Origin of the sequence: Variovorax sp. PDC80, assembly GCF_900115375.1 — a bacterium.
GTDB lineage: Bacteria > Pseudomonadota > Gammaproteobacteria > Burkholderiales > Burkholderiaceae_C > Variovorax.
In genome coordinates, this window is the sequence record NZ_FOWG01000016.1 from 162,087 (window position 1) to 185,739 (window position 23,653).

Sequence of the window (23,653 nt, forward strand, 5' to 3'; positions counted from 1 at the left end):
CACACCCGCCGCCCCGGAGAACGGGCCCCATCCCTGCAGCCGTTGCGCGCTGCGTCAGCTGCCGGCCTTTTTGCCGGTGTCCGCCGACCAGTTGCGCACCATCGAATCGTTCCGCATCGGCGCGCGCCGCGTCGAGGCCGGCGGCTCGATCATCGAGGAACACCGGCGCAGCCCGCAGCTGTTCACGCTCTATTCGGGCTGGGCCTTCCGCTACAAGACCCTGAGCGACGGCCGGCGGCAGATCCTCAACGTGCTGCTGCCCGGCGACTTCGTCGGGCTGCAGGACGAGTTCGCCGACGGCCAGACCCACGGCGTCGAGGCCCTGACCGAGGTCTCGCTGTGCGTGTTCGCGCGCGAGAGGCTCTGGGAGCTGTTCCATGCCGAGCCCAAGCTCGGCTACGACATCACCTGGCTGGCCGCGCGCGAGGAAAAGATGATCGACGACAACCTCGTGACCACCGGCCGGCGCAGCGCCGTCGAGCGCGTGGCGATGCTGCTGATGCACCTGTACCGCCGCGCCGAGCGCGTGGGCATGGTGCGCGACGGCTGGGTCGAGTTCCCGCTCAACCAGCAGCACATCGCCGATGCGCTCGGGCTGTCGCTGGTCCACACCAACAAGACCTTGCGGCGGCTGTCGCAGCTCGGGCTCTACAAGCTCGACGACCGCTGGCTGCGCATCCTCGAGCCGCGCGCGCTCGAGGCGCTGGGCGACTATTTCGAGCGCCCGCTGCGGCCCACGCCGCTGATCTGACCCGGGGGTGGCGCCGGCTCAGCCGCCGGCCACCAGCTGCCGCAGGTCGTTCTGGTAGGCCTGCAGCCGCTTGACCGCCTGCGCGCGCTGCGCCGCGCTCGTGCCGTTGTGCAGCGCGGCCAGGTTGCGGCAGCCTTCCTGCAGCAGCGCCTGCTGCTGCTCGCGCCAGGGGCCCGGGGGCGGATCGGCGATGCGCTGCAGGTAGGCATGCAGCGCGGCGCGCGCCTCGGTGGGCGGCGTGCGGTTCGCGACGAAGCCGCGCAGCAGCACCAGCGCCTCCTGCTGGCGCTTGCGACGCTCCACGTCCTGCAGCTTCGGGTCGAACACCGACTGCGCCACCTGCTGGCGCAGCAGCTCGCGCTGCTCGGGCGCGAGCCGGCCGTAGAAGTCCTCGAAGCGGTCGAGGAACTGGTCGTAGCGCTTCTCCTGCACCCGGGCCGGCGAGCGGTCGAGCCAGTCCTTGCGGTAGTCGGCGTTGTTCTTCGCGTACTTGCGCTCGAGCTGCTGCAGCTGGGCCTCGCTGAGGCTCAGCAACAGCTCGGTGCCCGCGGGCTCGGCGCGCTCGCTGACCGCCAGCAGCCGGTCGCGGATGCGGTCGGTCATGGCGCAGGCCTGGGCCGGCGTCACCTCGCCGGGCGCCAGCGTCTCGGCCTCCTGCAGCAGCGCCGCGATCTTCGGCAGCTCGTTGCGCCGGTGCCAGTCGAGCAACTGCGCGAGTTCGTCGCGCACCTTGGGCGTCTGCGAACCGTCGAAATCGAGGTAGCCGTCGAGCCACCAGTAGCTGAGCTCGGGCAGGTTGTTGTAGGCCAGCTTGATGGCGCTGCAAGCCCCCAGGACGGCCACCAGCGCCATCACGCCGATAATCCGCGCCAGCTTGAAACAACGCATCCGGGTAGAAAAAGGCATGAATCAGATTCCGAAGCAGGGCAACCAGGGACCGGTCGACGTCGTGATCATGGCGGCCGGCAAGGGCACGCGCATGAAGAGCAGACTGCCCAAAGTGTTGCATCGTTTGGCCGGCCGCGCGCTGTTGTCGCACGTGACCGGCACCGCCGCGCGCATCGGCGCCCGGCACGTGGTGATCGTCACCGGCCACGGCGCCGAACAGGTCGAGGCCGCCATGGCCGCCTCGCCCGAGGCGGCTTCGCTGCGCTTCGCGCGCCAGGAGCCGCAGCTGGGCACCGGCCACGCGGTGCAGCAGGCCACGCCGCTCTTGCCCGACGACGGCACGGTGGTGATCCTCTCGGGCGACGTGCCGCTGATCGCCGAGGACACCTTGCGCACCCTGATCGCCGCCAGCGGCGGCGAGCGGCTGGCGCTGCTGACCATCGAGCTGGACGACCCCACCGGCTACGGCCGCATCATCCGCAACGCCGCGGGCGGCGAGGTGACCGCCATCGTCGAGCACAAGGACGCCAGCGAGGCGCAGCGCGCGGTGCGCGAAGTCAACAGCGGCGTGATGGCCGTGCCCGCGAAACAGCTCAAGGGCTGGCTCGAGCGCCTGGACAACCGCAATGCGCAGTCCGAGTACTACCTGCCCGACATCGTCAAGCACGCCGCGGCCGACGGCGTGCCGGTGGTGGCCCACATCACGACCGACGGGCTGCAGGTGGCCGGTATCAACAGCCCGGTGCAGCTGGCCGAGCTCGAGCGCGCCTTCCAGCGCCGCCAGGCCGAGGCCCTGATGACCCAGGGCGTGCGGCTGGCCGACCCGGCGCGCTTCGACCTGCGCGGCACGCTCGAATGCGGCGGCGACGTCGAGATCGACGTCAACTGCGTGTTCGAGGGCCAGGTCTCGCTCGGCGAGGGCGTGCGCATCGGCGCCAACTGCGTGATCGCCAATGCCCGCATCGAGGCCGGCGCCGTGATCCATCCCTTCACCCACATCGACGGCGAGAAGGCCGGCGTGACCGTGGGCGAGCGCGCGCTGATCGGCCCCTTCGCGCGGCTGCGCCCCGGTGCCCAGCTCGGCACCGAGGTGCACATCGGCAACTTCGTCGAGGTCAAGAACTCCACCCTGGCCGCCGGCGCCAAGGCCAACCACCTGGCCTACCTGGGCGACGCCACCGTGGGCGCGCGCGTCAACTACGGCGCGGGCAGCATCACGGCCAACTACGACGGCGCCAACAAGCACCGCACCGTGCTCGAGGACGACGTGCACATCGGCAGCAACTGCGTGCTGGTGGCGCCGGTCACCATCGGCGCGGGCGGCACCGTGGGCGGCGGCTCCACCGTCACCAAGACCACGCCGGCCGGCGCGCTGACCGTGGCGCGCGGCAAGCAGATCAGCCTGCCGAACTGGCAGCGGCCGCAGAAGAAGCCGAAGGGCTGACGGCCTGACGGACCTCAGCCCGCGGGCGCCAGCGGCACCCGCGGCTCGAACTTCGCACGCTTGAGGCTGAAGAAGGCCTTGACGTTGCGCACGTTGGCGTCGGCGGTGAACAGCCGCTGCACCAGCGCGCCGTAGTCGGGCATGTCGCGCGCCGCCACCACCAGCACGAAATCCGGTCCCGGCGACACGCGCCAGCACTGCTGCACCGCGTCGTCCGCGATCACGCGCGCCTCGAAGGCCTCGAGCGACTCGGCGTCCTGCCGGTCGAGCGAGATCTCCACCACCGCTTGCAGCCCGTGGCCCAGCACGGCGGCCAGCCGGTCGGGCGACAGCAGCGCCACCTGGCGCTCGATCAATCCCTCCTGCCACAGCCGCTGGACCCGCCGCAGGCAGGTCGGCGGCGAGATGCCCACGGCCGCCGCCAGCTTCTGGTTGGTGGCCGAGGCGTCGCGCTGCAGGGCGTCGAGCAGCTTCAGGTCGATGGCGTCTAGTGCGATGGATTCCATGATTTGTGAAATTATGGAATAAAAATTCATTGACTTGAATGTGTGAAAGAAAAGTCCAAATTCATGGAAATTTAGACGGCAAATTTCTTTTCACCCTCCCTACCATTCGCAGCAATTCTTTTCGTTCTCCTTCATTCCTTTCCAAAGGCAAGACAACCATGTGCGGCATCGTCGGCGCGGCTTCCCATCGAAACATCGTCCCGGTCCTGGTCCAGGGCCTGCAGCGGCTCGAATACCGCGGCTATGACTCCTGCGGCGTGGCCGTGCACGCGGGCGGCCTGACGCGCGCGCGCACCACCTCGCGCGTGGCCGACCTCCAGACCCAGGTGGCCGAGGACAAGCTCGAGGGCCTGACCGGCATCGCCCACACCCGCTGGGCCACGCACGGCGCGCCCGCGGTGCACAACGCGCACCCGCACTTCAGCCACGGCCCGGGCGCCGGCGCGCAGGAAGCGCGGCCCGGCCGCATCGCGCTGGTTCACAACGGCATCATCGAGAACCACGAGGCGCTGCGTGCCAGCCTCGAAGCCAAGGGCTACGTGTTCGAGAGCCAGACCGACACCGAGGTCATCGCCCACCTGGTCGACAGCCTCTACGACGGTGACCTGTTCGAGGCCGTGAAGGGCGCCGTGCGCCAGCTCACGGGCGCCTACGCCATCGCCGTGATCAGCCGCGACGAGCCGCAGCGCGTGGTCGGCGCGCGCGCTGGTTCGCCGCTGATCCTGGGCGCCGGCAAGGACGGTGCCGAGAACTTCCTGGCCAGCGACGCGATGGCGCTGGCCGGCGTCACCGACCAGATCGTGTACCTCGAGGAAGGCGACGTGGTCGACCTGCAGCCCGGCAAGTACTGGATCGTCGACCGTGCCCACAAGCCGGTGCAGCGTCCCGTGCGCACCGTGCAGGCCCACAGCGGCGCGGCCGAGCTCGGCCCCTACCGCCACTACATGCAGAAGGAGATCTTCGAGCAGCCGCGCGCCATCGGCGACACGCTCGAGGGCGTGGAAGGCATCGTGCCCGAGCTGTTCGACGGCATCGGCCAGGACGGCAAGCAGAGCGGCGCCAGCGCGCACCGCGTGTTCAAGGACATCGACCGCATCCTGATCCTGGCCTGCGGCACCAGCTACTACAGCGGCTGTACCGCCAAGTACTGGCTCGAGGGCATCGCGAAGATCTCGACCCAGGTCGAGATCGCGAGCGAGTACCGCTACCGCGACTCGGTGCCCGATCCGCGCACCCTGGTCGTCACCATCAGCCAGTCGGGCGAGACCGCCGACACCCTGGCCGCGCTCAAGCATGCGCGCTCGCTCGGCATGGAGCAGACCCTGACCATCTGCAACGTCGCCACCAGCGCCATGGTGCGCGAGTGCAAGCTGGCCTACATCACGCGCGCCGGCGTCGAGATCGGCGTGGCCTCGACCAAGGCCTTCACCACCCAGCTCGCGGGCCTGTTCCTGCTCACGCTGGCGATCGCGCAGTCGAAGGGCCTGCTGAGCGCGGAGGACGAGGCGCGTTACCTCAAGGAGATGCGCCACCTGCCGGTCGCGCTGCAGTCGGTGCTCGCGCTCGAGCCGCAGATCATCAACTGGGCCGAGGACTTCGCGCGCAAGGACAACGCGCTGTTCCTGGGCCGCGGCCTGCACTACCCGATCGCGCTCGAGGGCGCGCTCAAGCTCAAGGAGATCACCTACATCCACGCCGAGGCCTATGCCGCCGGCGAGCTCAAGCACGGCCCGCTCGCGCTGGTGACCAGCGAGATGCCGGTGGTCGCCGTGGCGCCCAACGACGCCCTGCTCGAGAAGCTCAAGAGCAACCTGCAGGAAGTGCGCGCGCGCGGCGGCGTGCTCTACGTGCTGGCCGACGGCGACTCGAAGATCAAGAGCAGCGAAGGCCTGCACGTGATCCACATGCCCGAGCACTACGGCGCGCTGTCGCCGCTGCTGCACGTGGTGCCGCTGCAGCTGCTGGCCTATCACACGGCCTGCGCGCGCGGCACGGACGTCGACAAGCCGCGCAACCTGGCGAAGAGCGTGACGGTGGAGTGATGAGGAGGAGGGCGAGCCTCGGCTCGCCTGGCATGAGCGGTCGATGGGCGGGCGACAACGCAAGGACGCGCCATCGCCAGGCTGAATCCGAAGCCGTTTCCACTGCGTAGATGGCGTTGGTCGAAGACCAACTCCTGCGGTGCGGGCTGTCTGGCCGTGGGGCAGGTTCAACCCCCACCAGAGAGCGCCATGGCTTTGAGCACCCCCAAGGATCTTCCGGCAAGTCGCCGATCGAAGGGCTTCACGCAGAGGGATCACCGCAGGCTCGTCGAGGCGGGAGCGAAACCCGGTCAGGTCGTTCCTGTCGGGCTCTGGCACAGGGACGGGCATTTCGGCAGCGAGGCCGAGGCGCAGGGTGCCTTCAAGCTCGCGTACCAGCAGGCGGTCGACGGCCTGGGTGCATCGACGGCCGGCTGGATGGGCATCTCGCAGGGTGAGCTCGATGCATGGCTGCGGCATGGCACCCTGCCTGCCGTTCGCGGGCAACCGCCCGAAGACCCTGCCCATGCCGATCAGGCCGGGCCCGGCGCGCAAGCGGGGGCGTCGAAAGCCTAGAAGAAGGCCGCGCAGGCACGCGGGCGCCTCTCGTCGCGAGACGACACAATCGACCCGCATGGCTTCCCAAGCTCTGCCCGACCTCCTCGCCCCCGGCCTCGCCATCGTCTTCTGCGGCATCAACCCGGGCCAGCGCGCGGCCGCCTCGGGCCTGCACTTCGAAGGCCGGGGCAACCGCTTCTGGCGCGTGCTGCACCTGGCGGGCTTCACGCCGGTGCAGATGCAGCCCGCCGAGGCGCCGCAGCTGTTGCAACGCGGCTACGGCCTGACCACGGCCGTCGACCGGCCGACGGCGCGCGCGAGCCAGTTGGCGGCGCATGAATTCGCGGCCGCCACCGAGGCCTTCACCCGCAAGATCGCCGCCTGCGGCCCGCGCCGCCTCGCGTTCCTCGGCAAGGCCGCCTATGCGGGCATGACGGGGCGCCCGCAGATCGAATGGGGCCGTCAGCCCGAGCCCTTCGCCGGCATCGAGACCTGGGTCCTGCCCAATCCCAGCGGACTCAATCGCGCGTTCTCGCTCGATGACCTGGTGGCCGCCTACAAGGCACTGCGCGAGGCGGCATCGCCGGCTTGACCACAATTCCATCATGTTGGAGAATAAATCCAACATGAAAGAAGAAGCTCCCGCCCCTCTCAACGACCGCATCGCCCGGCGCGTGCGCGAGCTGCGCGCCGCGCGCGGCCTCTCGCTCGAGGCGCTGGCCGCGCAGAGCGGGGTCAGCCGCTCGATGATCTCGCTGATCGAGCGCGGCGAGAGCAGCCCCACGGCGGTGGTGCTCGAGAAGCTCGCGGCCGGGCTCGGCACCATGCTGGCCGCGCTGTTCGACGAGCCGCGCCCGCGCGCCGATCCGGTGGCGCGCCGCGCCGACCAGCCGCAATGGCGCGATCCCTCGTCGGGCTATCTGCGGCGCAACGTGTCGCCCGGCGGCATCGCCTCGCCGCTGCAGATCGTCGAGGTGCTGTTCCCGCCCAAGGCGCGCGTGGCCTACGAATCGGGTGCGCGCGAAGCGCGGGTGCACCAGCAGGTCTGGATGCTCGAGGGAACCATCGAGATCACGGTGGGCGACGAGCGCCACCGGCTCGACGCCGGCGACTGCCTCGCGATGGTGCTCGACCGGCCCGTCGCCTACTTCAATCCCACGCGCGAGACCGCCCGCTATGCGGTCGCGATCGTGAGTCCGCATCCCGACGTCTGGAAGTGAGAACGAACGCCATGAACCCCACGAGCCCCACCAGCCTCCACCCGGTGCGCCGCCTGCGGGCGGTGGACGCGGCGCAACTGCAATCGCTGGCCGAGTTGCTGATCGACTGCGTCGACGGCGATGCCTCGGTGAGCTTCATGCATCCGCTGCCGCTCGAGCAGGCGCTGGCCTTCTGGCGCAAGGTGGCCGACGGGGTGGCGCGCGGGGAGCGCGCGCTGATGGTGGTGGAGGATGCGCAGGGCATCGTCGGCACGGTGCAGCTCGTGCTCGACCAGCCCGACAACCAGCCGCACCGCGCCGACCTCGCGAAGATGCTGGTGCACCGGCGCGCTCGGCGCCAGGGGCTCGGCGCGCTGCTGATGCAGGCGGCCGAGCAGGCCGCGCGCGACAGCGGCAAGACGCTGCTGGTGCTCGACACCTCGAGCCCCGAGGCCGAGCGGCTCTACGAACGCTCGGGCTGGCAGCGCAGCGGCACCATCCCCGGCTATGCGCTGCTGCCGCGCGGCGGCTTCTGCGATACCACCTACTTCTATCGCACGCTCGCGCCCTGAGGCCGTCGTGCGGCAGACTGGCGCGATGACCGAATTCGATCGACTGCTGGCCGAGGCTGCGCGCAAGCCGCTGGTCGGCTGGGACCTGTCCTGCGATGGCCGCATCGCGACCACCGCCGTGCCCTGGGATTTCGAACGGGCGGTGGTCCACCGCGCGCGCCAGTCGCCCGACCTGCTCGACATGGGCACGGGCGGCGGCGAGTGGCTCAGCCGGCTGCCGCTGCGGCCCGCGCGCACCGTCGCCACCGAGGGCTGGGCGCCCAACGTCGCGGTGGCGCGCGAGCGGCTCGCGCCGCTGGGCATCGAGGTGGTGGCGGTGGAGGGCGCGCTCGACAACGGCGCGCAGCACGATGGCGATGCGCAGGACGACGCGCCGCTGCCCTTCGCCGACGGCGAGTTCCACCTGGTGGTCAACCGCCACGAGTCCTTCGTGCCGGCCGAGGTGGCGCGCGTGCTCGCGCGCGGCGGCCACTTCCTCACGCAGCAGGTGGACTCGGACTTCAATGCCGACCACTACCGGCTCGCGGGCCTGGCACCGGCCGAGCCACCGCCCGAGTGGCGGCTCGACATCGCGCGGCGCCAGCTCGAGCGCGCGGGCTTCGAGATCCTGCGCGCCGAGGCGGGCGCCGAGCTGCTGCGCTTCGCCGACGTGGGCGCCTTCGCCTGGTACCTGAAGAACGTGCCCTATGTCTGCCCCGACTTCACGATCGAAGGCACGCGCGATGCGCTCGCGCAGCTGCATCGCCGGCAGCAGGCGGGCGAGGCGATCGAGGTGCGCCAGACCTTGTTCTGGCTCGAGGCGCTGCGCTGAAGGCGTTCAGCGCGCCCCGAATTTCGCGTTCTCGAACAGGTCCTTGAACTCGCGCGGCTGCGAGCGCCAGTACTGCACCGGCGCCTTCACCTGCGCGCCGAGCTCGGCGGCCGCGTGCCAGGGCCAGCGCGGGTCGTAGAGGATGGCGCGCGCCAGCGAGATGGCATCGGCCTTGCCCTCGGCGAGGATGGCCTCGGCCTGCCGCGCCTCGGTGATCAGGCCGACCGCGATCACCGGGATGCCGACCTCGGCCTTCACGCGTTCGGCGAACGGCACCTGGTAGCCCGCGCCCAGCGCGATCGCCTGCTTCGGCGACACGCCGCCGCTCGAGACATGGATGGCCGCGCAGCCGCGTGCCTCGAGTGCCTTGGCGAAGGCCACGGTGCCCTCGAGGTCCCAGCCGCCTTCCACCCAGTCGACCGCCGACACGCGCACCCACACGGGCCGCTCGGCCGGGAAGACGGCGCGCACCGCGTCGAACACCTCGAGCGGAAAGCGCAGCCGGTTCTCGAGGCTGCCGCCATAGGCGTCGTCGCGGTGGTTGGCCAGCGGCGACAGGAACTGGTGCAGCAGGTAGCCATGCGCGGCATGGATCTCGATGCCCTCGATGCCGAGCCGCGCGGCACGCCGGGCGGCGGCCACGAAGGCCTCGCGCACGCGCGCCAGGCCCTCGGCGTCGAGCGCGAGCGGCGTGTCCTCGCCGGGTGCGTGCGGCACGGCCGAGGGCGCGAAGGCCTTCCAGCCGCCCGGCTCGCCGGGACGGATCTGCGCGCCGCCTTCCCAGGGCGCGCGGCTCGAGGCCTTGCGCCCGGCGTGGCCGAGCTGCATTGCCACGGGCATCGACGAATGGGCGCGCACGGCGGCGAGCACGCGCGCCAGGCCCGCCTCGTTGGCGTCCGAATAGAGTCCGAGGTCGCCCGGCGTGATGCGGCCCTCGGCCTCGACCGCGGTGGCCTCGAGGATCAGCAGGCCCGCGCCCGACAGCGCGAGATGGCCGAGATGGATCAGGTGCCAGTCGCCCGGCGTGCCCTCGCTCGCCGAGTACTGGCACATCGGCGCGATCAGGATGCGGTTGTCGAGCGAAAGCGGGCCGAGCCGCATCGGCTCGAAGAGGCGGGGGGTGTCGCTGCTCACGGTGTCGTGGCTCCAGGGGTGCGGTAGGTGCAGGGATTCTGCGGGGGCGGCGCGATCCTTGCCGCGGGCAGGGCGTTGGCCTTGCGGTTCAGGGCGGTATGGATCAGGAGCGCCGCCACCACCATCGCCATGCCCAGCAGCTCGTTCGCCGTGGGCAGGGTGCCGAGCGCCGCGCTCATCAGCAGCGCCGACACCGGCACGAAGTTGAGGAAGGCCGTGCCGGTGACGGCGCCGAGCGTGCGCACGCCATGGTTGAAGGCCAGCACCGAGGCGGCCGAGGGCACCACGCCGACGAACAGCAGCGCCTGCCACGACAGCCGCAGTCCTTCGAGGCTGGGCGCCGCCGACCAGCCGAGCAGCGCGGCACCGACCGCGGCGACCAGCAGCACCGGCCACGCGGCCAGCACCGTGAGCGCGCTGTACTCGACCGCGTCGAGTTCGGGAAAGCGCGCCGCGCCGCGCGTGTACCCGACCCAGCCCAAGGTGCCGACGAAGGCGATGGCATCGCCGAACAGCGTGGCGTTGCCCGCGCCGCCGTGGCCGCCATGACCGCCGATGAGACCCGAGACGATCGCCACGCCCGCGAGCGCCAGCGCGGTGGCGAGCAGCGCGGCGCGCGTGGGGCGCACGCCGTCGAGCAGCCAGCGCACGAGCTGCGTGGTCATCGGCGTGGTGGCGATGATCACCGCGCCGTGCGAGGGCACCGAGTGCGCGAGGCCGATCAGCAACAGCACGCTGAACACCCCGAAGCCGGCCGCGCCGCGCAGCGCCAGCGCGCCCGCATGGCGGCGCAGCCTGCGCCAGGGCGCGGCGCCGCGCGGCAGCACCAGCAGCGCGAACAGCAGCGCCGAGAGGCTGTAGCGGATCAGCGTGAACCACACGGGTTCGACGTGGTGGAGCACGCCCTTGCTGACGAGGAACAGGGAGCCCCAGCCGGAGGTGGCGAAGAGCAAGGCGGCGATGCCGTACAGGCGTTGAGATCGGGACATGGAGGGCTTTCGGACGATGAAGGAGTCGATGTCCGAGGATCGGGGCGGGGCCGCGCGAATGCCATTCGCTTCTTTGGAGCGGGCCCTCCGAAAAAACGAAGGGACCGCGCGCCGCCGCGCGCTCACAATCGGCCGCCATGGAGCTCTACCAGCTGAAGACCTTCGTCGCCATCGCCCGCGAGGGCAGCCTCACGCGCGCCGCCGAGCGCGTGTTCACCAGCGCGCCCGCCGTGAGCGCGCAGCTCAAGGCGCTCGAGGACGAGCTCGGCGTGCGCCTGTTCGAGCGCACGCCGCGCGGCATGACGCCCACGCCCGCGGGCCAGAGCCTGCTCGAGGAGGCCGAGCGCACGCTGGCCTCGGCACTGCGCATGCGTTCGGCCGCCGAGCAGCTGCGCGGCGCCGCGCAGGGCGTGGTGCGCTTCGGCACCGTGGTCGACCCGGTCTCGCTGCGGCTCGGCGACGTGCTCGTGAAGCTGGCCGAGCGCCATCCGCAGGTCACGCTGCAACTGCGCCAGGGCCTGTCGTACGAGACCGCCTCGGCGGTCGAGCGCGGCGAGCTCGACTGCGCCTACACGCTGAGCGACGTGGCTTCGCGCGAAGGCCTGGCGCTGCACCGGCTGGCGCCGGTCGACCTGGTGGTCGTGCTGCCGCTGCCGATGGCCGACTCCCATCCGGGCCTGTCGCTCGAGGCGCTCACCGAGCAGCCCTGGGTCGGCACGCCGCCCACCTGCGTGCTGCGCGCGCACCTCGACCGCCTGTTCGCCGGTGCCGGCCGCGAGTACCGCCAGGGCCGCACCGCCGACAGCGAGAGCGCGGTGCGCAGCATGGTCGCGAGCGGCATGGGCGCGGGGCTGATGCGGCTCGACCAGGCCGAGCAGGGCGAGCGCCACGGCGAGCTCGCGATCTGGCCCGGCTGGCGCGCCCACACCTGGCTGTGCTGGATCGAACCGGCCGCGGGTGCGCGGGCGCCGGCGGTCGAGGTGGTGCGGCAGGCGGTGTTCGAGGCCTGGGGCGTCTGAGGCCATCCGCCCCTGTGGCAAGGCGGCCCCTGTCAGCCTCCGGTCAGCGCGAAACGCCGGCACGCGGGTACGATGCGCGCGGCCTGCCGCTGGCGGGGTCTTCCTCCTTTCTCGCATGCCCGAATCGACCCTTTCTCTCGCCGAACTCCTGAACCGCGCCAGGCAGGCACTGGCGGGTCCCGAGGGCGTGCTGCCCGCGCTGCCGCCGGCCACGCCGGTCACCGGCAGCGTGGTCTTCCTCGCGATCGGCGAGGGCGGCAGCCGCGCGCGCGTGGTCTCGGGCCGCGGCGCCGATGCCGCGCAGGCCTGGGAGGAAGCGGCCGAGGCGCTGGCCGATGCCGCGCAGCGCGGCGAGCGGCCGCCGCAGCGGCTGCGCGCGGAACTGGTCGAGCACGTGCTGCCGATGCACTGGGGCGAGTTCAAGGAACTGCTCGCGAAGACGCGGCGCAACTACTTCCAGCAGGGCGTGTCCTTCGACAGCCGCTTCGAGTTCGCGCTGCTCGCGCCCGAGGCCAACGGCAGCGCGGTCTTCTACGACGGCAGCGTGGACCATTGCCAGCCCAACCCCGGCAACCTGCGGCTGCACACCCGGCGCCGCTTCGGCAAGGAGCTCGACTTTCCCGACGACGACGCCGTGCCCGTGTGGTGCTTCACCACGCGCGCCGTCTACGTCGATGCCGAGGGCGCCTGGCCGATCGTCCCCGAGGGCCAGGAGGCCCACCTGCGCCGCCTCGACGACTGGGGCGCCGCGCCGGTGCGCCGCATGGTCGAGGACGCGAGCCGCTACCTGGCCGCGCAGGTCAAGCCCACGGGCGAGTTCCACTACGGCTGGTTCCCCTGCTTCGACCGCGCCATCCCGACCTACAACACGCTGCGCCATGCGAGCTCGACCTATGCGCTGCTCGAGGCCTGGGAGCTCACGCGCGACGCGGCGCAGAAGGAGGCCATCGACCGTTCGCTGGCCTTTCTCGCGGGCTCGCTGATCCGGCCCGCGGTGCTGCCCGACGGCAGCCGCGCGGCCTTCCTGGTCGACGTGGCGCACGAGGTCAAGCTCGGCGGCAACGCGGTCTGCCTGCTGGCCTTCGTCAAGTACACCGAACTGACCGGCGACCGCCGCTTCCTGCCGCTGCTCGAGCTGCTCGCGCTCGGCATCCGCCACATGCAGGACCCCGAGACCGGCCGCTTCGTGCACGTGCTGCACCGGCCCAGCCTCGCGGTGAAGGAGGCCTTCCGCGTCATCTACTACGACGGCGAGGCCGCGTTCGGCCTGATGCGGCTGTACGGCCTCACGCGCGATCCGCGCTGGCTCGCGATGGTCGAGAAGGCCTTCGACCACTTCATCGCCGCCGAGCACTGGCGCGCGCACGACCACTGGCTCGGCTACTGCGTCAACGAGCTCACGCGCCACCGGCCCGCGCTGCGCTATTACGAGTTCGGGCTGCGCAACGTGGCCGACTACCTCGACTTCGTGCGCGAGCGCATCACCACCTTCCCGACCCTGCTCGAGCTGATGATGGCCGCGCGCGAGATGGTGCTGCGCATCGAGGCCGATCCCGAGCTGCGCCACCTGCTCGAGGGCCTGGACCGCGACAAGTTCGAGCGCGCGCTCGAGCACCGCGCGCGCTACCTCGCGAACGGCCACTTCTGGCCCGAGCTCGCGATGTTCTTCCGCCATCCCGACCGCATCGCGGGCTCGTTCTTCATCAAGCACCACAGCTTCCGCGTGCGCATCGACGACGTGGAGCACTACTTGTCGGGCTATGTCGCCTACCACCGGCTGCTGAAGGCGCGCGAGGGCGGCGAGCTGCCCGCGCCGTCGTTCGCGCCGCAGGCCGCTGCCTTGCCGGTGCCGGCCGACACGCCCGCGGCGCGCACCGGCACCGTCGCCTTTGGCGGCGACGTGAACCTCGGCCGCCGCCTGCACTACCGGCGCCTCGAGCTGGGCGGCGCGCGTCGCATGCTCAGCGGAATCCCCGCGCTGCGCGAGGCCGATCTGCGCATCGTCAACCTCGAATGCGTGGTCGCCACCACCGGCGAGCAGGGCGTGGAGAAGGGCGAGGCCGGTTCCTACTACTTCCGCGCACGGCCCGAGATGCTCGACGTGCTGACCACCGCGCGCATCGGCATCGTCGCCACCGCCAACAACCACAGCGGCGACTACGGTCCGGGCGCGCTGATGGAGCAGCAGTGGCACCTGCAGGCCGCGGGCATCGCCTGGGCCGGCACCGGCCGCGACCTCGAGGCCGCGCTGCGCCCGGCCTTCGCGATGGCCGGCGGCGTGCGCGTCGCGCTGTTCTCGCTCGACGCCACCCAGCCCCAGTTCGCGGCCGGCCCCGACCGGCCCGGCGCCGCCTACCTGCCGCTCGACGAGCCCGCGGCCTGGACCGCGCTGCTCGCGCCGCGCATCGAGAAGGCGCGCGAGTCGGCCGACGTGGTGCTGGTGGCGGTGCACTGGGGCGACAACCTCGAGACCGAACCCTCCGAGGCCGAGATCGCGGCCGGCCATGCGATCGTCGATGCCGGCGCCGACGCGGTGCTCGGCACCTCGGCGCACGTGCTGCAGGGCATCGAGGTCTACCGCGGGCGGCCGATCGTGCACGACGCGGGCGACCTGCTGTTCGAGGCGGTGCGCGACGACTTCGTCGACGCGGGCGTGTTCACGCTCGCGCTGAGCCCGCGCGGCGTCGAGCAGCTGAGCTTCACGCCGATCGGCGTGGGCTTCGGCCGTTCGCGCCAGTATGCGAACGAGCGCGCGCGCGGCGCGGCCACGCGTTTCGCGCGCCAGTGCGAGGCACTCGGCACCCGCATGACGGTGCTGCCCGAAGGCCGCTGCACCCTGGCGCTGGCACCGCCCGAGCGCGCCTCGCGGCTCGCCGCCGACGTGTCCGCGCTGCCCGAGCCGGCGTTCGCGCGCGTCGCGCCGCTGCTCGCGCCACGGCCCGAATGGCTGGTCGACGTGCTGCCGCCCGATTCGCGCCACATCGCGCCGATCCGCTTCGGCCCGCTCGAGCTGCTCGGCATCCGCTGCGCGCCGACGCAGATCTCGGGCCGCCGCATGCTGTGGGTCGAGTCGTTCTGGCGCGCGGTCGAACCGGTGGCCGACGACCTGCGCGTGCAGTTCCGCGCCATGCCGATGCGCAGCACCCACATGCCGCCCTGGGGCGAGAGCATGGACCACGATCCCTGCGACTGGATGTGGCCCACCAGCCGCTGGCAGCCGGGGCGCATCCACCGCGACCGCTACGGACTGCGGCCGCCCGCGAGCAGCCTGCTGCGCAGCGACGTGCTGCAGATCGAGGTGCGGGTGGTCGGCAGTGCCCGGCCCGCGCGCCTGGGCGAGGAAACCGAGGAGACCGTGCCCGCGCCCGAATGGCCGGCGCAGCGCCTGCCCGTGTGGTGCGGGCTGCGCGCCTCGCAGGTGGCGCTGCCGCTGCCCGAGCGGCCCGCGCCCGTGCTGTTCGCGCTGCGCCCCGGCGCCTCGGCCACGCCCGAGCCGGTGTGGACCGCCGAGGCGCTGCAGCGCATCACGCGCGGCCAGTGGCTGGTCGAGCCGCCGCCCGATTGGCTCGCGCGCTCGGTGGTGCGCGGCCCGAAGCACATGGAGCTGCTGCCGGCGCCCGCGCTGTTCGTCGCCTCCGACTACCAGACCCTGGCCGCGCACGAGCGCTACAGCCGGCCGCGCAGCACGGTCAACTGGGACCGCCACCTGCTGCTGCCCGGCCTGCAGGACCAGCTCGCGGGCGCGATCGTGCAGCACCCGGTCGAGGGCCTGGCTCCGGACTTCCCGCTGCTGCAGGTCGAGGACCCGATCCGCGCCATGCTGCGCCTGGGTGCCGCCGCGCGCGAGCGCTACCGCGGCCTGCTGGTCGGCGTGACCGGCACCGTGGGCAAGTCCTCCACCATCGCGATCCTGCGCGACCTGCTGCCCGCGCAGGCGCGCGTGCACACCACCATCGACAACTACAACTCGCGCGTCGGCGTGCCGGCGATGCTGGCCAGCCTCGGGCCCGACGTCGACGTCTGCATCCTCGAGATGGCGCAGAGCTCGCTGTGGATGGACCGCGGCCCGATCTCGCTGATGGCGCGCCCGCACGTGGCGATCGTCACCGAGATCGGCCTGTCGCAGACCCGGCAGGCCGTGAGCGTGGAGCAGACGGCCGAGTACAAGTCGCGCATCTTCCTCGGCCTGGAGCCCGGCGGCGTGGCGATCGTGCCCGACCACATCCCCTGTCTGCTGCAGATGGTGCAGGCCGCCGCGCGCACCGCGGGCGCGGTCTGGGTGGTGGGGCGCGGGCCGCAGGCCGACGTGCGCGTGCTCGGCACCGAGCCCGAGGGCCATGGCTGCCGCGTGCACATCGCGCTGCGCGGGCGCACCCATTCCTACCTGTTCCCGGTCGCGAGCGAAGGGCTGGTGCGCAACTCCACGCTCTCGTTCGCGGCGCTGGTCGCGATGGGCTTCGACCCCGAGGCCGCCTGCGCGCGCATGCCCGGCGTGCGGCTGCCGGCCTCGGTGATGCACGTGCAGGCGCTGCGCACCGAAAGCGGCGTGCAGGCCACGCTGATCGACGACAGCTGGAACGCCGAGGTGATGTCGATGCGCAATGCAATGGCGTTCGTGCGCGACTACGGCCGCGCGGGCGTTGGCGGCAATGGCGCCGCGCCGGTCGCGCGCCGCATCGCCATGCTGGGCCGCATCGTCAACCTCGACCATGCGGCCGAGGCCATGCACCGCAGCCTCGCGGCACCGCTGCTGGACTCGGGCATCGAGCACGTGGTGACGCACGGCCAGGAGATGCGCTGGCTGCGCGAGGAGATGCCGGCCTCGATGCTGGGCCCGCACTTCGAGAGCGCGGCCGAGGCCGCCGGCTACCTCGGCGCCTTCCTGCGCGACGGCGACCTGCTGCTGGTGAAGGGCGACCGCGACCGCTCCGACTTCGGCGACATCCCCGAGCTGCTGCAGAAGTTATGAACCTGCGCTCGACCTCCGTGCTGCTGTGCGCGCTCGCCGTGGCGCTGGTGCAGGCGGCCTGCGCGCAGCGCGCCGAGATCCGACCGCCCGCGATCCGCGCCATCGGCGACGAGGTGCTGCACTGGAACCAGCCCGCGGTGCGCGAGAACTGCCCCGAGGGCCGCTTCGGCTTCCTCTGGGTGCAGCCGGTCGAGGGGCCGGCCTGCATCCGCTATTTCGCGAGCAGCGACATCGAGGGCGCGCGCGTCGCCATCGTGCAGTTCTCGGGCGACCGCGACGCCGTGATGGACCAGCCGCCCGCGCGCATCTCGGGCAACACCGAGGCGCTGCGCACCACCGACGCGCAGCGCAACCGCGACCGCGCCGGCGTGCCCTGGATCTTCGTCGCGCGGCCCGGCACCTACGGCTCCTCGGGCAACCACCGCCAGCGCCGCCAGCCGGTGGAGTTCCATGCGCTCGATGCCGCGCTCGACGCGCTGATGCAGCGCCACCGGATCCAGCGCCTGGTCATCCTCGGCCACAGCGGTGGCGCCACCGCGGGTGCCGCGCTGCTCACGCTGGGCCGCACGCGCGTGGCCTGCGCGGTGCTGACCTCGGGCGCCTACGGCCTGCTCGAGCGCGCGCGCCTGCTCGGGCGTTCGCGCGACGGCCGCACCGACACCACCGGCAGCACGCGCTTCTACGACCCGCTCGACCATGTCGACGGCGTGGTGCCCGATCCGGCGCGCCGCATCGTGCTGATCGGCAACCGCGAGGACGAGAACACGCCCTTCGCGCTGCAGGAGCGCTTCGCCGAGGCACTGCAGCGCGCGGGCCATCGCGTGGAGATCCGCACCGCGGCCGCGGAGCCGCCCGACTTCCACGACCTCAAGGACCGCGCGGGGCCGAATGCCGCCGCGGCCTGCGCGCGCGAAGCCATGTACCCGGAGCCGCGCGGCACCGAACGCTGAGCGCCGGGCCGCTCCATCCACACCCGACTTCATCCGATGAGCGAACCGAGGATCTCCCAGCGCAGCTACGGCCGCATGCCCGACGGCCGGCCCGTCATCGAGTACACGCTCGACAACGGCCTCGGCCTGCGGCTGCAGGCGATCAACCTCGGCGGCATCGTCACCGCGCTGCTGGTGCCCGACCGCCAGGGCCGCGCCGCCAACGTGGTGCTGGGCCTGCCCGACCTCGCGGCCTACCTCGGGCCGCATCCGCACTTCGGCACCATCGTCGGGCGCTTCGCCAACCGCATCGCCGCCGGGCGCTTCGAACTCGACGGCCAGGCGCACCAGCTCGCGCTCAACGACGGGCCGAACTCGCTGCACGGCGGAACGCAGGGCTTCGGGAAGCGCTTCTGGAGCATCTACGCGCTGCCGGGCGAGCCCGGGCGCATCGGCATCGAGCTGCGCCATGTCAGCGCGCATGGCGACGAGGGCTATCCGGGCGAGCTGCGGCTCGCGGTGCGCTACGAACTGAGCACCACCGCCAACACCTGGCGCATCGGCTACCGCGCCGAGACCGACCGGCCGACCGTGCTGAACCTGAGCCACCACGACTACTTCAACCTCGCGGGGCAGGGCAGCGTGATGGCGCACCGGCTCACGCTGCCGGCCAGCCGCTACTGCCCGGTCGATGCCACGCTGATCCCCACCGGGCTGGCCGAGGTGGCGGGCACGCCCTTCGATTTCCGGCAGCCGCTGGCCATCGGCGATCGCATCCGCGACGGCCATGCGCAGATGCTGATCGCGCGCGGCTACGACCACAACTGGGTGCTCGACCGCGCGCAGGAGCGCGACGGCCTCGCGCTGGCCGCGCGGCTGGCGCACGAGCCCTCGGGCCGCACGATGGAGGTGCACACCACCGAGCCCGGCGTGCAGTTCTATTCGGGCAACTTCCTCGACGGCAGCCTGCTGGGCAGCGGCGGCGCGGCGATCCGCCAGGGCGACGGCCTGTGCCTGGAGACGCAGCACTTCCCCGATTCGCCGAACCGGCCGGAATTTCCCTCCACGGTGCTGCGGCCCGGCGAGGTGTTCCGCAGCGTCACCGAGCACCGCTTCGGCATCGCCTGAAGCCCGGCGCCGGGCTCAGGCCGTCGACAGCTGGTCGTCGGGCAGCGCGCCGAAATCCGTCAGCGCGAAATCCTCGGGCACGTGCACGGCCTGCGCATCGCGCCGCAGCAGGCCGCGCTGCTCCATGGCGCGCATGGTCTTGTTGACCACCTCGCGCGACAGCCCCGAGTACGAGGCGATCATCGACTGCGAGATGCGCTTGTCGAAGCCGCCCGCGTGCACCGGCGCCAGCTGCGTGAGCTGGTGCAGCACGTGGCCCACCAGCGCGCCCGAGGACAGCGTGGAGACGCGCCGCAGCCGTCCGCGCAGCAGGGCCAGCCGCTTCGCCACCAGGCCCAGCAGGCGCAGCGCGATCTCGGGCCGGCGCGCGCACAGCTCGCGCAGCGCGGCCACCGACACCAGATGCACCGACGAGGGCAGCGCCGCGACCAGCGCCTGCGTCGAGCGGTAGCGGTCCTCCGGCAGCCCGAGGTCGAGGAAGAAGTCGTCGGCGCGGATGAACTCGCTCGTGAAGTCGGCGCCCGGCGTGCGGCCGCGCGCCACCACGCGCAGCAGCCCGCTCGCCACGCAGTAGACGCGGTCGGTGTCTTCGCCAGCCTCGAGCACGGTCTCGTTGCGCCGGAAGTAGCGCAGCTCGCTGTGGCGGGTCAGCCATTCCCGTTCCGCCATCGGAAGGCCGGCCGTGAGGGGATGCAGGTACATGGCCGCGATGATTGGCGCGCGCGGCCGCCGCGTCTTCTCATTGCGCGCAGGCGCCCCGCGGTGAAACGATCAGGGGCCGTCTGCCAGCGCCCGCGCGTCGCGCGGCGTCATGGCATAGGCGGCGCGGAAGGCGCGGTAGAAGGTCGCGAGGCTGTCGAAGCCGCAGAGGTAGGCGATGTCGGTGATCGAGCGGCCCGGTGCCGCGCCCAGCAGCCGCGAGGCGTCGGCGAGCCGCAGCGCCGTGAGCGTGCGCGCGAACGAACGGCCGGTGGGCTCGAACAGCACGTGCACCTGGCGCAGCGAGATGCCCAGCTCGCGCGCGACGCTCGAGGGCGAGAGCTCGGGCAGCCGCAGGTCGCGCTGCAGGATCTCGCGCGCCGCGTGCAGCAGGCCCGAGCGCAGCGCGGCGCGGCTCTCGGGCAGGCCCGGCGCGAGGCGGCCGCGCGCCAGCAGCGTCAGCCGCACGGCATGCACCACCTCGGCCCCGGCGTTCGCGAGCTCTCCCGGCCGCGTCGTCAGCGCGCGGAACAGCGCCATCAGCGGCCGCGCGAAGGCGGCCGTGCGCGTGAGCGGTGCCGCGAACAGGTCGTCGGCGCGCGCGCCCAGCAGCATGCCGGGCGCGAGCGGTATGCGCAGCGAGCGGAAATCGAAGCCGTCCCCGCGCATCGGCGTGGCCTCGAACGGCAGGTCGGCATGGTGGACCACGAGGTCGCCCTCGCGCACCAGCCGGCCTTCGTCGCGGCCGCTGCTGACCCAGCCCGGGCCGCGCACCTGCAGGCCGATGCACAGGCTCTGGCCCGCGACGCGCGCGATGTCGGCGCGCGTGCGGCTCACGCGGTAGGAGGAGGCGCGCAGCTCGGAGACGCTGGCGCAGGCGTTCGCGTTGCCGACCGGCGTGGAGAGGAAGTGCCCTTCGAAGGCCGTGCGCCGCTCGCGCGGCAGCTCGATCGTGACGCCGAACAGGTGCCGGCCGCGCACCTCGCACCAGTGGTCGAAGCGGTCCTGCGGGCGGAGGTCGTCGGTCGTGAAGTGCAGCATGGCCGTCGGAGCGAAGCGGGGGATTGTCCGGCGACTCGGCGGCGCCGGCATCGCAATCCCCCGTGCCCGTGGGGCCAGCAGGGTCGGGTCAGCCTGCGAACAGGCTCGCCGGTACACCCGGGCCGTCGATGCGCACCGCGAACAGGCCGCCGGCCAGCGGTTCCGACGCGAGCTGCGCTTCGGTGCGGCCGTTGCGCGCGGTCGAGATGTAGAGCGTGCGCAGATCGGGACCGCCGAAGGCGCAGTCGGTGACGTTGCCCGCGGGCAGCGCGATGCGCGCGAGTTCCCGCGCGCTCACCGGGTCGTGGCAGCTCACGCAGGCGCCGTCCCAGTGCGCGATCCACAGCCGGCCGGCCACGTCGGTGGTCATGCCGTCGGGCAGGCCGTCGGTCGCGGGGAAGCGGTGCCAGAGGCGGCGGTTCGCCACCGTGCCGGCCTCCATGTCGAAGTCGTAGGCGTAGAGGTGGTTGAGCACCGTGTTGTTGAAGTACAGGGTGCGTCCGTCGGCCGACCAGGTCGGGCCGTTCGTGACCTCGAAGCCGTCGTCGTGCCGGCTGCAGCGGCCGTCGCCGTCGAAGCGGTAGAGCGCGCCAGTGGGCGCCTGGCAGTCGAAGTCCATGCTGCCGCCCCAGAAGCGGCCGCGCGCATCGCACTTGCCGTCGTTGAAGCGGTTGCCCGCGCGCTCGGGCTCGGGCTGGTGCAGGTAGGCGGGCGCGGCGGTCTCGCCCTCGGGCGCCGTCGCGGGATCGAAGAAGGCGAAGCCGCGGCTCAGCGTGATCACCAGGCCCGGGGCGGCGGCGCGCTCGGCGATCGCGGTGATCTCCTCGGCGAAGCGCCAGGTCCGGCGCTCGCCGCTCGCGGGGTCGAAGCGGAACAACCGCGGCGTGAGGATGTCGATCCAGTAGAGCGCCTGCTCGCGCGGCGACCACATCGTGCCTTCGCCGAGGTTGGCGCCGGCATCCCAGATGCATTCGGGCGTGCCGAGGATCGTCGGCGCGGGGAGGGGGCTTGTCTCTGCGGCGGTGATTGCGCGTGCCTTCTTCGTTGTGTGCCTCGTGGCGGGTCTTCTTGACGCCGCGGATCGTATCAAGGCATATTGATAACGGAAATCAAAAATAACTGTATGCATTGATATGCAATTTGCAATGCATCAAGACCACCCCGTCCGGAGACCTCCTTGACCGCTTCCTCCTCCCTCGCCATCCACCCCAGCCTCTCGGGCCGCACCGTGTTCGTCACGGGTGGCGGCAGCGGCATCGGCGCGGCCATCGTGTCGGCCTTCGCCGCGCAGGGCGCCAGGGTGGCCTTCGTCGACATCGCCGAAGCCGCCAGCGCCGAGCTCGCGCAACGCATCGCGCAGGCCGGCCACGCGGCGCCCTGGTGGCGCGCCTGCGACGTGCGCGACATCGGCGCGCTGCAGGCCGCCATCGCCGATGCGGCCACCGAACTCGGCGACTTCGCCGTGCTGGTCAACAACGTCGCGAGCGACGACCGCCACACGCTCGAGTCGGTCACGCCCGACTACTACGACAACCGCATGGCGATCAACGAGCGCCCCGCGCTGTTCGCGATCCAGTCGGTGGTGCCGGGCATGAAGCGCCTGGGCGCGGGCTCGATCGTCAACCTCGGCTCCACCGGCTGGCAGACCAAGGGCTCGGGCTATCCCTGCTATGCGATCGCCAAGTCCTCGGTCAACGGCCTCACGCGCGGGCTCGCGGTGGAGCTGGGCCGCGACCGCATCCGCATCAACACCGTCTCGCCCGGCTGGGTGATGACCGAGCGCCAGGTCGCGCTGTGGCTCGATGCCGAGGGCGAGCAGGCCCTGAAGCGCAACCAGTGCCTGCCCGACAAGCTGATGCCCGAGGACATCGCGCGCATGGTGCTGTTCCTGGCCTCGGACGATGCGCGGATGTGCACGGCGCAGGAGTTCACGGTGGACGCCGGCTGGACCTGAAGCCCGGCCGGCGGCCCGTCAGTCGATCTCGAGCTTGCGCCCGTAGACGCTCAGGCTCGCCGTCTTCAGCGCCTTCATCATCACCTTGGCCGCCGGCGACAGCAGCCGGTCGGTGCGCGTGATGATGCCGAAGGCGTCCATGTGGCAGGGCATGTCCAGCGGCAGCAGCGACACGATGCCGTGCGCGGCGTAGTAGCGCGCCACGTCGGTCGCCAGCACCGCCACCATGTCGCTCTGCTGCAGCATGCGCGTGATGAACAGCAGCGCCGAGCTCTCGATGGTGTTGATCGGCGGCTGCAGCCCCTCCTCCTGGAACATCAGCTCGAAGCGGTGCCGCAGCACGCTGCCGGCCGGCGGCACGATCCAGCCCTCGCCGACCACGTCGCGCAGCGTGAGGCCGCTCACGCCCAGCAGCGGATGGCCGGGGCGCACCAGCGCGCACACCGGCTCCTCGGTCAGCGCCTCGTAGCGCAGCTGCGACTTGTCGTGCTCGGCGAACAGCCGCGCCACCAGGATGTCGAGCTTGCCCTGCTCGAGCCGCTCGATCAGCACCGGGCTGGTCTCGATCTCGAGCGAGATCCGCAGGTGGGGCTGCTCGCGCTTGACCATCGCCACCGCGGGCGGCAGCAGCGTGAGGCCCGGCGCGGTGATCGCGCCCACGCTCACCTGGCCGAAGCGGCCGGCCTTGAGCGCGGTGAGCTCGTCGTGCGCCTGGTTCAGGCTCGCGAGCGCCACCCGCGCGTGGCGGATCATGGTCTCGCCGTACCAGGTCGGCCGCATGCCGCGCGGCAGCCGCTCGAACAGCGGCACCTCGAGCACGTCCTCCAGGTCCTTGAGCAGCTTGGAGGCCGCCGGCTGCGTCATGTTGAGCACCTGCGCGGCGCGGTGGATGTTGCCTTCCTCGGCCAGTGCCACCAGCAGCAGCAGCTGGCGCGTCTTGAGCCGCGCGCGGATAAACCAATGGGTGTAGTTCGTCATGAAGGGTGAGAACCTCGGTTCGCCCGGGTTTTCCAGAATGTCTCGATCGATATTCATTTTGTC

General features: G+C 71.9%; 21 protein-coding genes. 13 read left to right on the forward strand and 8 right to left on the reverse strand.

What is annotated here, in order from left to right; translation table 11 throughout:
• The first annotated feature begins 49 nt into the window (after positions 1-49).
• A complete protein-coding gene (locus BM109_RS35025; RefSeq protein ID WP_371269245.1) occupies positions 50-751 on the forward strand; it encodes a Crp/Fnr family transcriptional regulator in 702 nt (233 codons plus the stop codon).
• 18 nt (positions 752-769) lie between these two features.
• Here the strand turns inward: BM109_RS35025 and BM109_RS35030 are convergent, their stop codons facing one another.
• A complete protein-coding gene (locus tag BM109_RS35030) occupies positions 770-1,657 on the reverse strand; it encodes a DUF6279 family lipoprotein (RefSeq protein WP_256222986.1) in 888 nt (295 codons plus the stop codon).
• Here BM109_RS35030 and glmU point away from each other — a divergent pair.
• Positions 1,656-3,083, forward strand: coding sequence for a bifunctional UDP-N-acetylglucosamine diphosphorylase/glucosamine-1-phosphate N-acetyltransferase GlmU (gene glmU, locus BM109_RS35035; RefSeq protein ID WP_093353587.1), 1,428 nt, complete (start codon positions 1,656-1,658; stop codon positions 3,081-3,083). The genes BM109_RS35030 and glmU overlap by 2 nt on opposite strands.
• 14 nt (positions 3,084-3,097) lie before the next feature.
• Here the strand turns inward: glmU and BM109_RS35040 are convergent, their stop codons facing one another.
• Positions 3,098-3,589, reverse strand: a complete 492-nt coding sequence (locus BM109_RS35040; protein WP_093353589.1) for an Lrp/AsnC family transcriptional regulator — start codon at positions 3,587-3,589, stop codon at positions 3,098-3,100.
• Positions 3,590-3,747: 158 nt separating this feature from the next.
• Here BM109_RS35040 and glmS point away from each other — a divergent pair, with 158 nt between their 5' ends.
• The 6 genes from glmS (at position 3,748) to BM109_RS35070 (ending at position 8,750) form a co-directional block, all read left to right on the forward strand.
• On the forward strand, positions 3,748-5,631 hold the full coding sequence (gene glmS / locus BM109_RS35045) for a glutamine--fructose-6-phosphate transaminase (isomerizing) (RefSeq protein ID WP_093353592.1): 1,884 nt from the start codon (positions 3,748-3,750) through the stop codon (positions 5,629-5,631).
• Positions 5,632-5,820: 189 nt separating this feature from the next.
• Positions 5,821-6,186 (forward strand): hypothetical protein, encoded by a 366-nt coding sequence (locus BM109_RS35050; protein ID WP_093353594.1) that lies wholly within the window; start codon positions 5,821-5,823, stop codon positions 6,184-6,186.
• A gap of 58 nt (positions 6,187-6,244) precedes the next feature.
• Positions 6,245-6,760: a G/U mismatch-specific DNA glycosylase gene (gene mug / locus BM109_RS35055; RefSeq protein WP_093353597.1), complete on the forward strand. Its 516-nt coding sequence runs from the start codon at positions 6,245-6,247 to the stop codon at positions 6,758-6,760.
• A gap of 34 nt (positions 6,761-6,794) precedes the next feature.
• A complete protein-coding gene (locus BM109_RS35060) occupies positions 6,795-7,388 on the forward strand; it encodes a helix-turn-helix domain-containing protein (protein WP_256222989.1) in 594 nt (197 codons plus the stop codon).
• 11 nt (positions 7,389-7,399) lie between these two features.
• Positions 7,400-7,939 carry a GNAT family N-acetyltransferase gene (locus BM109_RS35065; RefSeq protein ID WP_093353602.1) on the forward strand — a complete coding sequence of 180 codons (540 nt, stop codon included), beginning with the start codon at positions 7,400-7,402 and terminating at the stop codon, positions 7,937-7,939.
• A gap of 25 nt (positions 7,940-7,964) precedes the next feature.
• Positions 7,965-8,750, forward strand: coding sequence for a class I SAM-dependent methyltransferase (locus tag BM109_RS35070; RefSeq protein ID WP_093353604.1), 786 nt, complete (start codon positions 7,965-7,967; stop codon positions 8,748-8,750).
• 6 nt (positions 8,751-8,756) lie between these two features.
• On the opposite strand, the gene BM109_RS35075 is transcribed toward BM109_RS35070, so the two are convergent.
• Positions 8,757-9,851, reverse strand: a complete 1,095-nt coding sequence (locus tag BM109_RS35075; RefSeq protein ID WP_093353716.1) for an NADH:flavin oxidoreductase/NADH oxidase — start codon at positions 9,849-9,851, stop codon at positions 8,757-8,759.
• 29 nt (positions 9,852-9,880) lie between these two features.
• On the reverse strand, positions 9,881-10,873 hold the full coding sequence (locus tag BM109_RS35080) for a DMT family transporter (protein ID WP_093353607.1): 993 nt from the start codon (positions 10,871-10,873) through the stop codon (positions 9,881-9,883).
• A 137-nt stretch (positions 10,874-11,010) separates the two neighbouring features.
• On the opposite strand from BM109_RS35080, the gene BM109_RS35085 reads away from it, so the two are divergent.
• The 4 genes from BM109_RS35085 (at position 11,011) to BM109_RS35100 (ending at position 18,918) form a co-directional block, all read left to right on the forward strand.
• Positions 11,011-11,892, forward strand: a complete 882-nt coding sequence (locus BM109_RS35085) for a LysR family transcriptional regulator (protein WP_093353609.1) — start codon at positions 11,011-11,013, stop codon at positions 11,890-11,892.
• A 115-nt stretch (positions 11,893-12,007) separates the two neighbouring features.
• Positions 12,008-16,861: a CapA family protein gene (locus BM109_RS35090; protein ID WP_093353611.1), complete on the forward strand. Its 4,854-nt coding sequence runs from the start codon at positions 12,008-12,010 to the stop codon at positions 16,859-16,861.
• A complete protein-coding gene (locus tag BM109_RS35095; RefSeq protein WP_093353614.1) occupies positions 16,858-17,811 on the forward strand; it encodes an alpha/beta hydrolase family protein in 954 nt (317 codons plus the stop codon). Before BM109_RS35090 ends, BM109_RS35095 begins: the two co-directional genes overlap by 4 nt.
• 36 nt (positions 17,812-17,847) lie before the next feature.
• Positions 17,848-18,918 (forward strand): aldose epimerase family protein, encoded by a 1,071-nt coding sequence (locus tag BM109_RS35100; protein WP_093353616.1) that lies wholly within the window; start codon positions 17,848-17,850, stop codon positions 18,916-18,918.
• 15 nt (positions 18,919-18,933) lie between these two features.
• Here BM109_RS35100 and BM109_RS35105 read toward each other — a convergent pair whose 3' ends face one another.
• The 3 genes from BM109_RS35105 to BM109_RS35115 form a co-directional block, all read right to left on the reverse strand.
• Entirely contained in the window at positions 18,934-19,620 is a 687-nt protein-coding gene (locus tag BM109_RS35105; protein WP_093353619.1) for a Crp/Fnr family transcriptional regulator, read from the reverse strand.
• Positions 19,621-19,689: 69 nt separating this feature from the next.
• Positions 19,690-20,658: a helix-turn-helix transcriptional regulator gene (locus BM109_RS35110; protein ID WP_093353621.1), complete on the reverse strand. Its 969-nt coding sequence runs from the start codon at positions 20,656-20,658 to the stop codon at positions 19,690-19,692.
• A gap of 88 nt (positions 20,659-20,746) precedes the next feature.
• Entirely contained in the window at positions 20,747-21,685 is a 939-nt protein-coding gene (locus BM109_RS35115) for an SMP-30/gluconolactonase/LRE family protein (protein WP_256222992.1), read from the reverse strand.
• A gap of 150 nt (positions 21,686-21,835) precedes the next feature.
• Here BM109_RS35115 and BM109_RS35120 point away from each other — a divergent pair, with 150 nt between their 5' ends.
• The gene (locus BM109_RS35120) at positions 21,836-22,612 is read left to right on the forward strand and encodes an SDR family NAD(P)-dependent oxidoreductase (RefSeq protein WP_093353626.1); all 777 of its coding nucleotides are present in this window, start codon (positions 21,836-21,838) and stop codon (positions 22,610-22,612) included.
• Between the two features lie 18 nt (positions 22,613-22,630).
• On the opposite strand, the gene BM109_RS35125 is transcribed toward BM109_RS35120, so the two are convergent.
• Positions 22,631-23,590, reverse strand: coding sequence for a LysR family transcriptional regulator (locus tag BM109_RS35125; protein ID WP_093353629.1), 960 nt, complete (start codon positions 23,588-23,590; stop codon positions 22,631-22,633).
• Between the last annotated feature and the right edge of the window lie 63 nt (positions 23,591-23,653).

Excerpts from the sequence above, each read along its gene's own strand:
- glmU (WP_093353587.1), top strand. The coding sequence starts at position 1,656 with ATGAATCAGATTCCGAAGCAGGGCAACCAGGGACCGGTCGACGTCGTG.
- BM109_RS35030 (WP_256222986.1), bottom strand. The coding sequence starts at position 1,657 with ATGCCTTTTTCTACCCGGATGCGTTGTTTCAAGCTGGCGCGGATTATC.
- BM109_RS35040 (WP_093353589.1), bottom strand. The coding sequence starts at position 3,589 with ATGGAATCCATCGCACTAGACGCCATCGACCTGAAGCTGCTCGACGCC.
- glmS (WP_093353592.1), top strand. The coding sequence starts at position 3,748 with ATGTGCGGCATCGTCGGCGCGGCTTCCCATCGAAACATCGTCCCGGTC.
- BM109_RS35050 (WP_093353594.1), top strand. The coding sequence starts at position 5,821 with ATGGCTTTGAGCACCCCCAAGGATCTTCCGGCAAGTCGCCGATCGAAG.
- mug (WP_093353597.1), top strand. The coding sequence starts at position 6,245 with ATGGCTTCCCAAGCTCTGCCCGACCTCCTCGCCCCCGGCCTCGCCATC.
- BM109_RS35060 (WP_256222989.1), top strand. The coding sequence starts at position 6,795 with ATGAAAGAAGAAGCTCCCGCCCCTCTCAACGACCGCATCGCCCGGCGC.
- BM109_RS35065 (WP_093353602.1), top strand. The coding sequence starts at position 7,400 with ATGAACCCCACGAGCCCCACCAGCCTCCACCCGGTGCGCCGCCTGCGG.
- BM109_RS35070 (WP_093353604.1), top strand. The coding sequence starts at position 7,965 with ATGACCGAATTCGATCGACTGCTGGCCGAGGCTGCGCGCAAGCCGCTG.
- BM109_RS35075 (WP_093353716.1), bottom strand. The coding sequence starts at position 9,851 with ATGCGGCTCGGCCCGCTTTCGCTCGACAACCGCATCCTGATCGCGCCG.
- BM109_RS35080 (WP_093353607.1), bottom strand. The coding sequence starts at position 10,873 with ATGTCCCGATCTCAACGCCTGTACGGCATCGCCGCCTTGCTCTTCGCC.
- BM109_RS35085 (WP_093353609.1), top strand. The coding sequence starts at position 11,011 with ATGGAGCTCTACCAGCTGAAGACCTTCGTCGCCATCGCCCGCGAGGGC.
- BM109_RS35090 (WP_093353611.1), top strand. The coding sequence starts at position 12,008 with ATGCCCGAATCGACCCTTTCTCTCGCCGAACTCCTGAACCGCGCCAGG.
- BM109_RS35095 (WP_093353614.1), top strand. The coding sequence starts at position 16,858 with ATGAACCTGCGCTCGACCTCCGTGCTGCTGTGCGCGCTCGCCGTGGCG.
- BM109_RS35100 (WP_093353616.1), top strand. The coding sequence starts at position 17,848 with ATGAGCGAACCGAGGATCTCCCAGCGCAGCTACGGCCGCATGCCCGAC.
- BM109_RS35105 (WP_093353619.1), bottom strand. The coding sequence starts at position 19,620 with ATGTACCTGCATCCCCTCACGGCCGGCCTTCCGATGGCGGAACGGGAA.
- BM109_RS35110 (WP_093353621.1), bottom strand. The coding sequence starts at position 20,658 with ATGCTGCACTTCACGACCGACGACCTCCGCCCGCAGGACCGCTTCGAC.
- BM109_RS35125 (WP_093353629.1), bottom strand. The coding sequence starts at position 23,590 with ATGACGAACTACACCCATTGGTTTATCCGCGCGCGGCTCAAGACGCGC.